Raw genomic sequence first — 13,515 nt, forward strand, 5'->3', positions numbered from 1 at the left:
GATTCCGCGTGTTGCCGTCACGGGCCTCAACCGAGCTGAGGCAACTGCGCCAGCGCCACTTCCGCGGCGGCGGCGTCGTACTCGCGGTCTTCCAGTTTGCCATCGAAGAAATCGATGTAGGCCTGCATGTCGAAATGACCGTGGCCGGACAGGTTGAACAGGATGGTTTGTCCCTGGCCTTCTTCCTTGCAGCGCAACGCTTCGTCGATGGCGGCCTTGACCGCGTGGGAGCACTCTGGCGCCGGCACGATGCCTTCGTGGCGGGCGAATTGCACCGCCGCCTCGAAGCAGCCGGTCTGGGCGTACGCGCGGGCTTCGATCAGCCCCAGTTGCAACGCGTGGGAAACCTGCGGGCCCATGCCGTGGTAACGCAGGCCGCCGGCGTGGAAGCCCGGCGGGGTGAAGCTGGAGCCGAGGGTGTGCATCTTGGTCAGCGGTGTCAGGTGGGCGGTGTCGCCGAAGTCGTAGGCGAACCGGCCCTGAGTCAGGGTCGGGCAGGCCGCCGGCTCCACCGCCAGGATGCGGCGACCGCGGCCACCACGCAGTTGCTGGCCGAGGAACGGAAACACCAGACCGGCGAAGTTGGAGCCGCCGCCGGTGCAGCCGATCAGTATGTCCGGATCGTCGCCGGCCATTTCCATCTGCAGCAGGGCTTCCTGGCCGATGATGCTTTGATGCAGCATCACATGGTTGAGCACGGAACCGAGGGCATACTTGGTGTCGTCGGCCTGGGCCGCCAGTTCCACCGCCTCGCTGATGGCGATGCCGAGGCTGCCCGGATGGTCGGGGTTCTCCGCCAGGATGGCGCGGCCGGCGTTGGTGAGATTGGACGGGGAGGGGATGCACTCGGCGCCATAGGTGCGCATCAGCGCTTGGCGATAGGGCTTTTGCTGGTAGGACACCTTGACCTGGAATACTTGCACCTCGAGCCCGAACAGGCTGCCGGCGAACGCCAGGGACGAGCCCCACTGGCCGGCGCCGGTTTCGGTGGTCAGGCGGCGGGTGCCAGCCTCCGCATTGTAATAGGCCTGGGCCACGGCGGTGTTCGGCTTGTGTGAGCCAGCCGGGCTCACGCCCTCGTATTTGAAATAGATCCTGGCCGGGGTGTCCAGAGCCTGCTCCAGCCGCCGGGCGCGGATCAGCGGGCTGGGCCGCCACATCTTGTAGACGTCCAGCACCGGCGCCGGAATTTCCACATGGCGCTCGGTGGTCATTTCCTGGGCAATCAGGGTTTCCGGGAACAGGGGAGCCAGATCGGAGGGCGCCACCGGCTGGTGCGTGCCGGGGTGCAGTACCGGCGCCATGGGCTCCGGGAAATCCGCCATGATGTTGTACCACTGTTTCGGCAGGCGGGATTGCTCCAGGAAGTATTGGGTGGTGTCGGACATGAAAGGCTCTCTTTTCTGATTCTTGTTTCGTGGTGGCGCGACGGGCTACTTCAACAGCTTGAACATCTGCCGGTGCGGAATATGGGCATCCATGAAAATGCCGCCGGAACTGGCGAAGCCGGCCGCTTCATAGAAGCTGGTGGCATGGGTCTGGGCATTGAGGAATATCTCCTGCATGCCACGTGCCCGCGCCGCTTCCTCGGCGGCCACCAGAAGGGCTCTGCCGATACCGCTGTTGCGGTAATTCGAGAGTACGCACAGGCGGCTGATCTGGCCGCTGTTCTGCAGGCGGATACAGCCCACCGGCTGGTTCTGCTGGTCGCAGGCGAGAAAATGACAAGCACCGGGATCCTCGCCGTCCCACTCCAGTTCTTCCGGCACATTCTGCTCGCCGATGAAGATGGTTTCGCGTAGCTGGCGCAGTGCCGGCTCGTGTTCATCCCAGGTGGTTTCGATAATGCTAAAGGCCATGGTGTTCTCGGTTAAAGCGGGGCAAAGAAGCCCTGATCGATCCAATGATTGAGCAGCTCGCGGGCGGACCCGTCCAGCAGCGGCTGCAACTGGTCCTCTCGATAGCGGCGCTGACTGGCCAGCAGGTCCACCAGGGCGGTTTGCTCCGCATCCAGTGTCCAGCATTCGCCGTTCAGCCAGGCCTGATCGCCCTGGCGAAGCAGGCGTACGCCGCCGTGCCGCACCAGCGCGGCGTCTGGCGCGCCGGCGCGAATCTGCTCTTCGTCCACAACAAAATCAAGACCGTTCTGACGAGGCGTGCTGAGCCAGCGGGCCACCGCCCGGGCGGCCTGAGCGCGGTCCAGCAGCCCCAGGGAAGCAGACAGCAGACGCTCCAGATCGTTCTGTTCGAGTCGTCCCGGATCCGTGCAGGGCGCACGCCCGGCGTCGCCGTAAAGCTGCTCGGGCTGGTTGGCCAGACATTCGGCCACCATTTCCGCCAGCAGGTCCCGGTAATCCGGAGCCCGGAACCCCACCGACCAGGTGACGCAATCGCTGTCGCTGGCGACGCCATGGTGGGCGACGCCCGGCGGCAGATACAGCACATCGCCAGGGCCGGCATGGAACTCCTGTTCGCAGGGCATGTGCGCCAGCATCTTCAGCGGCGTATCAGTGCGCTGCGGCGCGGCGTCGTCACAATGCGGTCCGATTTTCCAATGGCGATGGCCGCTGGCCTGGATCAGAAACACGTCGTACTGATCGAAATGGGGGCCGACGCTGCCGCCCTCGGCGGCGTAGCTGATCATGATGTCTTCCAGACGCCAGCCCGGCACGAAGCCGAAATCATCCAGCAGCAGGCTCACCGGCGTCAGAAAATGATCCACGGACTGCACCAGCAGGGTCCAGTCCCGTTCGCCCAGGCCCTCGAACGCATCCTCTTCCAGCGGTCCCTGCTGCAACGACCAGGGGCCGTCGCCGGCGCCCCGGATCAGTCGGGATTCCACTTCCGCTTCCAGGGCCAGCCCGGCCAGGGTATCGGCGTCGGGGTAGTCCAGGCCGCGGGCGGCGGCGGGCATGAACAGGGTGCGCCGCTGCCAGTGCCGCTCGAGAAAGGTCTCCGCCGGCAGTGGCAGCGTGAAGCGGGGCAGCTCGGTGGCCAAGATCAGACTGCCCGTGCCTGCTGGCCGGCGCTGCCCACGTAGGTGGCAGGGGTCATGTCCTTGAGCCGCGCCTTGGCTTCCTCGGGGATCGCCAGGGTGTCGATGAAGGCGATCAGTGCCTCCTCGGTGATGGCCTTGCCACGGGTCAGGGCCTTGAGTTTCTCGTAGGGCTGCTCGATGCCGTAGCGGCGCATTACCGTCTGAATGGGCTCGGCCAGTACTTCCCAGGCGTGCTCCAGATCCTCTTCCAGACGGGTCGGGTTCACTTCCAGTTTGCCGATGCCTTTGAGACTGGCTTCATAGGCGATCAGGCTGTGGGCCAGACCCACGCCGACATTGCGCAGCACGGTGGAGTCGGTGAGATCGCGCTGCCAGCGGGAGATCGGCAGTTTGGCGGCGAGGTGATCCATCATCGCGTTGGCCAGGCCCAGGTTGCCTTCGGAGTTCTCGAAGTCGATCGGGTTGACCTTGTGCGGCATGGTGGAGGAACCCACTTCGCCTTCCACGGTTCTCTGTTTGAAGTAACCGAGCGAGATGTAACCCCAGACGTCGCGGTCGAAGTCCAGCAGGATGGTGTTGAAGCGCATCAGGGCGTGGAAGTATTCGGCGATCCAGTCGTGCGGTTCGATCTGTGTGGTAAAGGGGTTGAAGGTCAGTCCCAGACCCTCGACGAAACGGCGGGCGAAGGTTTCCCAGTCCACTTCCGGGTAGGCCGCCAGATGGGCGTTGTAGTTGCCCACCGCGCCATTGATCTTTCCGAGCACCGGTACCGCCGCGAATTGCTCACGTTGACGCTGGAGGCGCGCCACCACGTTGGCCATCTCCTTGCCCACGGTGGTGGGGGAGGCGGACTGGCCATGAGTGCGCGACAGCATCGGCCGGTCGGCGTTGGCGTGGGCCAGCTTGCGGATGGCGTTGGTCACCTGATCCAGTTTCGGCAGCAGGGCGTCACGTGCTTCCTTGAGCATCAGCGCGTAGGACAGGTTGTTGATGTCCTCGCTGGTGCAGGCGAAGTGCACGAACTCGGTCATTTTGTCCAGCTCTTCGTGCTCGGCCATGCACTCCTTGATGAAGTACTCCACGGCCTTGACGTCATGGTTGGTGGTGGCCTCGATGTCCTTGATGCGCTCGGCGTGCTTTTCCTCGAATTCTCGGGTGATGCCCCGCAGGTGCCAGGCGGCCTTGCCGCTCATCAGGGGGACCTCCGGAATCGCCTTCTCGTGGGCAAGCTGTTCCAGCCAGCTGACTTCCACATGAACCCGGTAGCGAATCAGACCGTATTCGGTGGTGATGTCGCGTAGGGCATCCGCTTTGCCGGCGTAGCGGCCGTCCACTGGAGAAATGGCACGAAGGTGAGTAAGGCTGGACATGAAGCACTCCTAGACAGGAAAACCGAAAGCGGCGCTATGATACAGCAAATCGGGTGGCGCCGCGTGGGTTATGACGAAGGTCGAAGGACGGATGGATCGCGGCTTGCGAGCCGCGATCCACCTTAATGTTCTGCTTTATAAAACTAACTTATCTCGTTGATTTTTATGCTATTTAAAGTGTCGAGGTGAACCTTTCGTTGAAACAGAAGGCGCCAGCGCCGGCCGCCCATCTGATGCCACAGAAAGGCGGCTCGCACACCGGCCAGGAACAGGGCGCGGATGCGGGCCGCGTTGTCCTCATCCTGCAGTTTGGCGGGGTCGCCCTGGACCCGGATGCGGAACCGGAATGTGCCCAGCGTATCCAGGTAGATACCCGCCAACCGGTGGCAGAAGCCGGGCTGGGTAAGATCCTCGAAATGAGCGCGCTGACCTTCCAGGGCCAACAGCCGGTTGCGAAGAATGTTCACCACGTCGTCATTCTTGCGTAATTTTGAAGACAGATGCAGCAGCGCCAATCCATAGCTGAGAGGGCGGGCGGCGTCCCGGCTCTGTTCCCGATTGAGGCTCTTGCGCAACAGACGCAGGCCATCCTGGAAACGGGCCGGGCGTGGGTAAATGGTGTCGAAGTCGGTGGCGTCCATTACCAACACCGATTCGAACAGTGACTCCAGTACCGCCGGATCGGCGTCGCCACGGGTGGCGATCTGGTCGGCCATCACCGCGCACTCGAATACCGCGCCGAGCGCCAGCATCTGCTGTTGCTGCGGGGACAGGGATTGCTCGGTCATCGTGTCTCCTCGATCACGGCGCCGCCGAGGCAGGCGTCACCGTCGTAAAACACCACCGACTGACCCGGGGTGACCGCCCGTTGCGGCTGATCGAACACCACCCGCACACGGCCTTCGCCGGCGCTCTCCACGGTACAGGCCTGGTCGGGCTGGCGATAGCGGGTTTTGGCGGTAAGCCGCGCCGGAAGGGTGGGGGGCGCCATCGCCACCCAGTCCACCGGCGCGCTGGTCAGCTCGCGGCTGAACAACAGCGGATGGTCATGGCCCTGCACCGCGATCAGCACGTTGCGTGTCAGGTCCTTGCCGGCCACGTACCAGGGTTCTTCATTGCCATCGGCGCGGCCGCCGATGCCAAGCCCCTGGCGCTGACCGAGAGTGTAGTACATGAGTCCGTCGTGCCGGCCGATCACCTTGCCGTGGTCGTCCTCGATGACGCCGGGCTGGGCCGGAAGGTAGGTTTCCAGGAAGTCCTTGAAGCGGCGCTCGCCGATGAAGCAAATGCCGGTGGAGTCTTTTTTCTTGTGATTGTCGAAGCCTTTTTCCGCGGCCAGACGCCGAACTTCCGGCTTGTGCAGATCGCCGAGCGGGAACAGGGTGCGGGCGAATTTGTCGCCGCCCACCGCATGCAGAAAGTAGGTCTGGTCCTTATTGGTATCCACCGCGCGCAGCAATCGGGCGGGCCCGGGCCCATGCTCGATGCGGGCGTAGTGGCCGGTGGCGATGGCGTCGGCGCCCAGTGCCACGGCGTGATCCAGGAAAGCGCGGAACTTGATCTCCTTGTTACAGAGAATGTCCGGGTTGGGAGTGCGGCCGGCCCGGTATTCCTCGAGGAAGTGTTCGAACACCCGGTCCCAGTATTCACCGGCGAAATTCACCGTATGCAGCTCCATTCCCAGTACGCCCGCCACCTGCATGGCGTCGAGCAGATCCTCGCGGGCGGTGCAATACTCGGTGCCGTCGTCCTCGTTCCAGTTCTTCATGAACAGGCCTTCCACCTGATAGCCCGCCTCCAGCAAACGGGCGGCGGCAACCGAGGAATCGACCCCCCCGGACATACCGACGATGACGCGGGTGGATTCGGGGGCAAGGGTGGAAGGAGAACGCAGTTCCGACATGGCGACCAACTGTGTAGTGATGGATTCAGCCCTGCTGCAAAGGCCAGGGATGCTGATAAATGGTGTCCAGCGGCAGGCGCCGGCCGCTCAGGTAATCGGAGACGCAGCGCGCCACCAGCGGGCTGCGGTGCTCCGCCTGCCGGGAGGACAGTTCCCGGGGCGTCAGCCAGACCGCTTCCTCGATGCCGCGATCCAGTTTCTGGCGCGGATCGTGTTTCAGCGGACGGGCGACGAAACAGGCCCGATAGTATACGCCGGCACCCTTGAACGGCTGAAAAATGTACCACCCGAGCAGGTCGGTCACTTCCACTTGCCAGGCCGTCTCTTCCAGGGTTTCTCGGTAGGCGGCCTGCATCAGGTCCTCGCCGAATTCCACATGGCCGGCGGGCTGATTGAGCACCAGCTCTCCGTCCTGGTGTTCTCGCACGAACAACAGGCGTCCGTCTTGCTCCACCACGGTGGCTACCGTAATGTGCGGTTCGAAGCTGTTCATAGAATGGCGGTTCCAGGCATGGCGGGCGCCAGATGGTAGCGCAACGCCGGGGGGCTCGTCACGACCGGCGCGCTTTCCCGCGCCGCTGACGTGGAGGAGAACGGCGCCGGGATGGCCCGCCCCGCGCCGGCGCCTTCGGCAGATGCACGGTTTCCTCCCGCCACTGGCCGGGGGCCAGGCCACCCAGGCTCCAGTCACCGATCCGCCAGCGTACCAACCGTAGCGTGGGGAAGCCGATCGCCGCGGTCATGCGCCGCACCTGGCGGTTGCGACCTTCGTCTATGGTGAGTTCCAGCCAGCGGTCGGGTACCGTGAGCCGCGTGCGCACCGGCGGCTGGCGCGGCCAGAGCCGCGGTTCGTCGATGCGCCGGACCCGCGCCGGCCGGCAGGGGCCATCCTTGAGCGTGATGCCCTGGCGCAACGGCTCCAGATCGTCTTCACCGGGCGCGCCTTCCACCTGTACCAGATAGGTCTTCGGCAGGTGGAAACGCGGACTGGCAATGCGAGCCTGGAGGCCGCCGTCATCGGTGAGCAGCAGTAATCCTTCGGAGTCCCAGTCCAGGCGGCCGGCCGGATAGACGCCGTCCATCGGAAGTGCTTCCTTGAGGGTCCGGCGCCCACGAGTGTCGGTGAACTGGGACAACATCTGAAAGGGTTTGTTAAACAAAATAAGCCGGGCCATTGGGAAAATCGTCGGTTCGGGCCCATGAAGGCCAAGCAAGGTTATCCACTCGATGGTATACTCGCCCGGCAACCGAATTCCACGGTTATTCTCAGAGGGAGTAGTGTAGATGGGATACCAAAAGATCGTGGTTCCGGCAGACGGTGACAAAATCACCGTTAATGCGGACCTATCCCTGAATGTCCCCAACCACCCGATCATTCCGTATATCGAAGGGGACGGCATCGGCGTTGATATCTCGCCGGTGATGATAAAAGTGGTTAACGCCGCGGTGGAAAAAGCCTATGGCGCCAAGCGTGGCATCACCTGGATGGAAATCTATGCCGGTGAAAAGGCCACCCGGGTTTACGGGCCGGATGTCTGGCTGCCGGAAGAGACCCTGGAAGCCATGCGGGAATTCACCGTAGGTATCAAAGGACCGTTGACCACTCCGGTGGGCGGTGGGATCCGTTCTCTGAACGTGGCCCTGCGCCAGGAGCTCGACCTTTATACCTGTATGCGCCCGGTACGATGGTTCGAAGGGGTACCCAGCCCGGTACGCCACCCCGAACTGACCGACATGGTGATCTTCCGTGAAAACTCCGAAGACATCTATGCCGGCATCGAGTGGGCCGCGGATGGTCCCGAAGCCACCAAGCTGATTCGCTTCCTGCGCGAGGAAATGGGCGTTACCCAGATCCGTTTCCCGGAAGGCTGCGGTATCGGCATCAAACCGGTGTCCCGCGAGGGCACCCAGCGTCTGGTCCGCAAGGCGATCCAGTACGCCATCGATAATGACAAGGATTCCGTCACCCTGGTGCACAAAGGCAACATCATGAAGTACACCGAGGGGGCCTTTAAGGATTGGGGTTACGAATTGGCCCGGGACCGCTTCAACGCCGAGCTGCTTGACGGTGGCCCGTGGATGGTGATGAAGAACCCGCGTACCGGTAAAGAGATCGTCATCAAGGACGTGATCGCGGATGCGTTCCTGCAGCAGATCCTGATGCGTCCGGCGGAGTACAGCGTGATCGCCACGCTGAACCTGAACGGTGACTACATTTCCGACGCTCTGGCGGCGGAAGTGGGCGGTATCGGTATCGCTCCGGGCGCCAACATCGGTGGCTCCGTGGCTCTGTTCGAGGCCACGCACGGTACCGCGCCGAAGTACGCCGGCCAGGACAAGGTGAACCCGGGTTCACTGATCCTGTCCGCCGAGATGATGCTGCGCCATCTGGGCTGGGAAGACGCCGCCGATCTGGTGATCAATGGCATGGAAGGGGCGATTGCCGCCAAGACCGTGACCTACGATTTCGAGCGTCTGATGCCTGATGCCACGCTGTTGAAGTGTTCCGAATTCGGCGATGCCGTGATCGAACACATGGGGCGCTGATTCCAGCCCTCTCCGGTGAAGCGCTCGCTCAGGTGGAGAGAGCGCTTTTCTCCCGCTCCCGCCTCCGGCCCGTCCGGTGCCGGCGGGTGGTGGGAACCGCTCCTGGCTTCAGATTCACCGCATGGTAGCCTTTGCTGGCCTCGAGCAATTCGTATTCCACACTCTGTCCGGTGTATAAGGTTTTGTAACCTTTCTCCTGTATGTAGGAGTAGTGCACGAACAGATCATCGCCACCTTCGTCCGGTCGAACGAAGCCGTACCCTTTGGCGTTGTTGAACCACTTTACCGTTCCCGTTGCCATGGTCGTCCCTCTGGTTGCTCCGGGTGTCCCGCTGTGCCGGTGTTCTGTATGACAACCGGTCATCGCACGGTAACCTATGGCTGTACATTGTTTTTGTTATCCCCGCCCGGGCGGGGCCTGGATCACTGACGTCAATATCCAATATCAACGCCGCCGGCCATGGGGCTTTGCTCTGGCTATCATAGCGAGTTGCTATGAAGGCCTTGCCACCGGCCTCGGCTGATATGGAATGAGATGCGCCGAACGGGCCGGAAAGTCCCGGAATATCCGGCATTGCTGGATTCAGAGATCCCCTGGGTCGCGCTCTGCCCAACTTTTCATCATGGAAAACGGAGTGTCAAGCCCAATGGGGAGCCTAATCGTGCTCTTTACGCCGCCGCGCTGCCGTAAAGATTACAATTAGGTTCCTGGGATTGAAAAATAGCGGTTAATGCCCCAATAAGTGGATTGCCTGTCGGCGCCCGCGGGTATACAAACTTCAGAGAGACGCATGAAAAGGCAGCACAAGGTGTTTTTCACGGGTAACGATCGGGGGGCGCCAACACGCCTGGGGCCGGATAAGCCGGTGGATCCCGATCGTCAGGGCGATCTGGCCGTTGAGGCGAGCAAGCCACGGCTGAAGCGTCCGTCCATGTATAAAGTGATTATGCTCAACGACGACTACACACCAATGGATTTCGTCGTCGAGGTACTGGAAACCTTTTTTCGTATGGACCGCGAGCAGGCCACTCGTGTCATGCTGACGGTTCATACCGAGGGCAAGGCGGTGTGCGGGGTGTTTCCCCGGGATATCGCCGAGACCAAGGCCGCGCAAGTGGTCGATTACGCCCGGGAACATCAGCATCCGCTGATGTGTCAGGTGGAGAGGGCCTGATTCAGGCCGGCGAGCCCGACACCGAGGGTGACGAGTAGTGAGGTAGCCTATGCTCAGCAAAGAACTGGAACTTACCCTTAACGAGGCGTTCCATCACGCACGAAGCCACCGTCATGAATTCATGACCGTGGAGCATCTGCTGTTGGCGCTGCTGGAAAACGATGCCGCGTTGGAAGTGTTGCGCGCTTGCGGCGCGGACCTGGATGAGCTGCGCGAGGCCCTGACTCAGTTCATTAGCGATTCCACGCCGTTATTGCCGGACGACGGTGACGACGAGCGTGACACTCAACCGACGCTGGGCTTCCAGCGGGTGCTGCAACGTGCGGTATTCAGCGTGCAGTCCTCCGGCAAGAAGGAGGTGACCGGCGCCAATGTGCTGGTGGCGATCTTCAATGAGCAGGAGAGCCAGGCGGTTTATCTGCTCAACAGCCAGGACGTGCATCGCCTGGACGTGGTCAATTACATTTCCCACGGCGTCTCTCCGCAACAGGAAGCGGATGATGCGCAGCAGCCGGACATCGAGGCCGGTGGCGGCCCCGAAGGGGGCGCTTCCGCCAATGCCCTGGAGGCTTACGCCACCAATCTGAACGAAATGGCCCGGGCCGATCGGATTGATCCGCTGGTTGGCCGTGCGTTTGAAATCGAGCGGGCGGCGCAGATTCTGTGCCGGCGGCGCAAGAATAATCCGCTGCTGGTGGGCGAGCCGGGGGTCGGCAAGACCGCCATCGCCGAGGGCCTGGCGCGCATGATCGTGGAAGGGCAGGTTCCCGAGCCGCTGCAGGACGCCGTGGTCTATTCCCTGGATCTGGGAGCGCTGCTGGCCGGTACCAAATACCGGGGTGATTTCGAGAAGCGGCTCAAGAGTCTGCTGGCGGAATTGCGCAAGCAGGACAATTCGATCCTGTTCATCGATGAGATTCACACCATCATCGGTGCCGGCGCCGCTTCCGGCGGTGTCATGGACGCTTCCAACCTGCTTAAGCCGTTGCTGGCATCCGGTGAATTGAAATGCATGGGCTCCACCACTTTTCAGGAGTACCGGACCATTTTTGAAAAGGACCGGGCGCTGTCCCGCCGCTTCCAGAAAGTGGATGTGGTGGAGCCGTCGGTGGAAGACACCGTGGGTATTCTCAGGGGGCTCAAGAGCCGCTTCGAGAAACACCACGGCGTGCAGTATACCGACGCGGCCCTGCGCTCGGCGGCGGAGTTGAGCGCGCGCTATATCAATGACCGCTTCCTGCCGGACAAGGCCATTGATGTGATCGACGAAGTCGGTGCCTGGCAGCGCCTGCGGCCGGAGGCTGATCGTCGCCAGATTATCGAGCAGGATGACGTGGAGGCCATGGTGGCCAAAATCGCGCGGATTCCGCCGAAGCAGGTGTCTTCCTCGGACAAGGAGGTACTGCGCAATCTGGAGCGGGATCTGAAGATGACGGTGTTCGGCCAGGACGAGGCCATCGACGCGATCTCCGCGGCGATCAAGCTGTCCCGTGCCGGATTGAAGGCGGACAACAAGCCGATTGGCTCGTTCATGTTCGCCGGTCCCACCGGGGTCGGTAAAACCGAGGTAAGTCGGCAGTTGGCCCGCGCGCTGGGGGTGGAACTGGTGCGCTTCGATATGTCCGAGTACATGGAGCGGCATACCGTCAGCCGTTTGATCGGCGCGCCTCCTGGCTATGTCGGTTACGATCAGGGTGGCCTGCTCACCGAGGCGATCACCAAGACACCGCACTGTGTGTTGTTGATGGACGAGATCGAGAAGGCGCACCCGGAAGTTTTCAACATCCTGCTGCAGGTGATGGATAACGCGTCGTTGACCGACAACAACGGCCGCAAGGCGGATTTCCGCAACGTGATCCTGATCATGACCACCAATGCCGGCGCCGAGGTGTTGAACAAGCGCTCCATCGGGTTCACCGAACAGGATCAGTCCAGTGATGGCATGGAGGTGTTGAAGAAAGCCTTCACACCGGAATTCCGCAACCGGTTGGACGCCATCATCCAGTTCAACCCGCTGGATCGAGACACCATTCTCGGTGTGGTGGACAAGTTCCTGGTGGAACTGCAGGCGCAGTTGGATGAGAAAGGCGTGGTGCTGGAAGTGGAGGCGGATGCCCGTACCTGGCTGGCCGATCATGGCTACGACAAGGATATGGGGGCTCGTCCCATGGCCCGTCTGATTCAGGAACAGATCAAGAAGCCGCTGGCGGAGAAACTGCTGTTTGGCGAGCTGTCGGAGCAGGGCGGTCGGGCACGAGTCGTGGTCCGCGACGACAAGCTGCTGCTGACCGTGGATGCCTCCCAGGAAGAAGCCACCTGCTGAAGATCGTGGCCAGGGATGGCCCCGCGGGTATTTTTCAGCAGCAACGCGGTAACGACGGATCTTAAACAGGCACCAACAAAAAACCCGGCATGCCGGGTTTTTTGCGTATCAAGACAATCGCCGTTACTTCATGCGGAAGGTAATGCGCCCCTTGCTCAGATCGTAGGGGGACATCTCCACCTTGACGCGATCGCCGGTGAGAATCCGGATATAGAATTTACGCATCTTGCCGGAAATGTGGGCGGTGATGACATGCCCATTATCCAGCTTCACACGAAACATAGTGTTGGGAAGGGTTTCGAGAACCACGCCTTCCAATTCAATTTGCTCTTCTTTCGCCATTCAGCGCGTACCCTGATGTCGTCGGCTACGGAGGGAGGCGCAATTGTGCCGGAATTGGGCGCCTGCTGCAAAGGTTTAGGCGCCGGGAGGGCGCGGCGTGGAGGAAGAGGGGGGCTGGTATTCCTGCCATTCGTCGTTGATCAGCAGTTCCAGCGGGCGGTACTGGCTCTTGTAGCTCATCTTGCGGCACTCGCTGATCCAGTAACCCAGGTAGAGATAGGGCAGACCCTGGCGCCGGCATTCCTCGATCTGCCAGAGCAGGGCGTTAACGCCGAGGCCTCGGTCGGCGGCGGCCGGATCGAAGAAGGTATAGACCGCGGATAAGCCGTCCTTGAGGGCATCGGTGACGGCCACGGCCAACAATTTTTTGGTGGCCGGATCGCGGAAGCAGTAGAAACGGGTATCGGTCCAGGCACAGGTCAGAAAGCTGGAAAACTGTTCCTCGGAGGGCGGGTACATGTCGCCGTCGCCGTGACGCTCGCGAATATACAGTGAGTAGAGCCGGTAGAATTCACGGGTATACCGGGAGGGCTCCTGCCGCACGATCAGATCGTTGTTGCGCTGAAGGATTCGCTTCTGCCGCCGGCGCGGCCGGAAATCCGCTACCCGGACCCGTGCTGGCAGGCAGGCGTGGCAGGCTTCGCAGTGTGGCCGATACAGGTAGTCGCCGCTGCGGCGGAAGCCAAGCAGGGAGAGCTCGCTGTACAGCGCCGCATTGAGGCGCACCTGCGGATCCACGAACAGCGTGGCGGCCTGCTGGCCTTCCAGGTAGCTGCATGGGTGGGCCGGCGTGCGGAAGAAGCGAAGTTCGGACAGGTCACTCATGAGATCAGTGTATCCAAGGCATTGGCGGCTAG

Annotated in this window: 14 protein-coding genes; 3 read left to right on the plus strand and 11 right to left on the minus strand. The window is 62.0% G+C overall.

Going from position 1 to position 13,515, the window contains the following annotated elements; genetic code table 11:
• Positions 1–26 precede the first annotated feature (26 nt).
• The 8 genes from E0L37_RS04920 to E0L37_RS04955 form a co-directional block, all read right to left on the minus strand.
• The gene (locus E0L37_RS04920) at positions 27–1,388 is read right to left on the minus strand and encodes a TrpB-like pyridoxal phosphate-dependent enzyme (protein WP_133490685.1); all 1,362 of its coding nucleotides are present in this window, start codon (positions 1,386–1,388) and stop codon (positions 27–29) included.
• Between the two features lie 45 nt (positions 1,389–1,433).
• Positions 1,434–1,859, minus strand: coding sequence for a GNAT family N-acetyltransferase (locus E0L37_RS04925; RefSeq protein ID WP_133490686.1), 426 nt, complete (start codon positions 1,857–1,859; stop codon positions 1,434–1,436).
• An 11-nt stretch (positions 1,860–1,870) separates the two neighbouring features.
• Complete coding sequence (locus E0L37_RS04930) at positions 1,871–2,998, minus strand: JmjC domain-containing protein (RefSeq protein WP_133490687.1); 1,128 nt, start codon at positions 2,996–2,998, stop codon at positions 1,871–1,873.
• Between the two features lie 2 nt (positions 2,999–3,000).
• A complete protein-coding gene (gene purB / locus E0L37_RS04935; RefSeq protein ID WP_133490688.1) occupies positions 3,001–4,368 on the minus strand; it encodes an adenylosuccinate lyase in 1,368 nt (455 codons plus the stop codon).
• A gap of 143 nt (positions 4,369–4,511) precedes the next feature.
• Entirely contained in the window at positions 4,512–5,156 is a 645-nt protein-coding gene (hflD, locus tag E0L37_RS04940) for a high frequency lysogenization protein HflD (protein WP_133490689.1), read from the minus strand.
• The gene (mnmA, locus tag E0L37_RS04945; RefSeq protein ID WP_133490690.1) at positions 5,153–6,271 is read right to left on the minus strand and encodes a tRNA 2-thiouridine(34) synthase MnmA; all 1,119 of its coding nucleotides are present in this window, start codon (positions 6,269–6,271) and stop codon (positions 5,153–5,155) included. Before mnmA ends, hflD begins: the two co-directional genes overlap by 4 nt.
• A gap of 25 nt (positions 6,272–6,296) precedes the next feature.
• Positions 6,297–6,764 (minus strand): NUDIX hydrolase, encoded by a 468-nt coding sequence (locus E0L37_RS04950; protein ID WP_133490691.1) that lies wholly within the window; start codon positions 6,762–6,764, stop codon positions 6,297–6,299.
• Positions 6,765–6,822: 58 nt separating this feature from the next.
• Positions 6,823–7,446, minus strand: coding sequence for a pseudouridine synthase (locus E0L37_RS04955; RefSeq protein WP_133490692.1), 624 nt, complete (start codon positions 7,444–7,446; stop codon positions 6,823–6,825).
• Positions 7,447–7,555: 109 nt separating this feature from the next.
• Between E0L37_RS04955 and icd the strand changes: the two genes are divergently transcribed.
• Positions 7,556–8,818 carry an NADP-dependent isocitrate dehydrogenase gene (gene icd, locus E0L37_RS04960; RefSeq protein WP_133490693.1) on the plus strand — a complete coding sequence of 421 codons (1,263 nt, stop codon included), beginning with the start codon at positions 7,556–7,558 and terminating at the stop codon, positions 8,816–8,818.
• A gap of 28 nt (positions 8,819–8,846) precedes the next feature.
• Here icd and E0L37_RS04965 read toward each other — a convergent pair whose 3' ends face one another.
• Positions 8,847–9,119, minus strand: a complete 273-nt coding sequence (locus E0L37_RS04965; RefSeq protein ID WP_014994328.1) for a cold-shock protein — start codon at positions 9,117–9,119, stop codon at positions 8,847–8,849.
• A 490-nt stretch (positions 9,120–9,609) separates the two neighbouring features.
• On the opposite strand from E0L37_RS04965, the gene clpS reads away from it, so the two are divergent.
• Both clpS and clpA read left to right on the plus strand, forming a co-directional pair.
• Entirely contained in the window at positions 9,610–9,993 is a 384-nt protein-coding gene (gene clpS / locus E0L37_RS04970) for an ATP-dependent Clp protease adapter ClpS (protein ID WP_201303823.1), read from the plus strand.
• 49 nt (positions 9,994–10,042) lie between these two features.
• Complete coding sequence (clpA, locus tag E0L37_RS04975) at positions 10,043–12,316, plus strand: ATP-dependent Clp protease ATP-binding subunit ClpA (protein WP_133490694.1); 2,274 nt, start codon at positions 10,043–10,045, stop codon at positions 12,314–12,316.
• 123 nt (positions 12,317–12,439) lie between these two features.
• On the opposite strand, the gene infA is transcribed toward clpA, so the two are convergent.
• Positions 12,440–12,658 (minus strand): translation initiation factor IF-1, encoded by a 219-nt coding sequence (gene infA, locus E0L37_RS04980; RefSeq protein ID WP_014994331.1) that lies wholly within the window; start codon positions 12,656–12,658, stop codon positions 12,440–12,442.
• A gap of 75 nt (positions 12,659–12,733) precedes the next feature.
• On the minus strand, positions 12,734–13,483 hold the full coding sequence (locus E0L37_RS04985) for an arginyltransferase (RefSeq protein WP_133490695.1): 750 nt from the start codon (positions 13,481–13,483) through the stop codon (positions 12,734–12,736).
• Between the last annotated feature and the right edge of the window lie 32 nt (positions 13,484–13,515).

Source organism: Alcanivorax sp. 24 (genome assembly GCF_004360225.1).
In the GTDB taxonomy this organism is placed as follows: domain Bacteria; phylum Pseudomonadota; class Gammaproteobacteria; order Pseudomonadales; family Alcanivoracaceae; genus Alloalcanivorax; species Alloalcanivorax xiamenensis.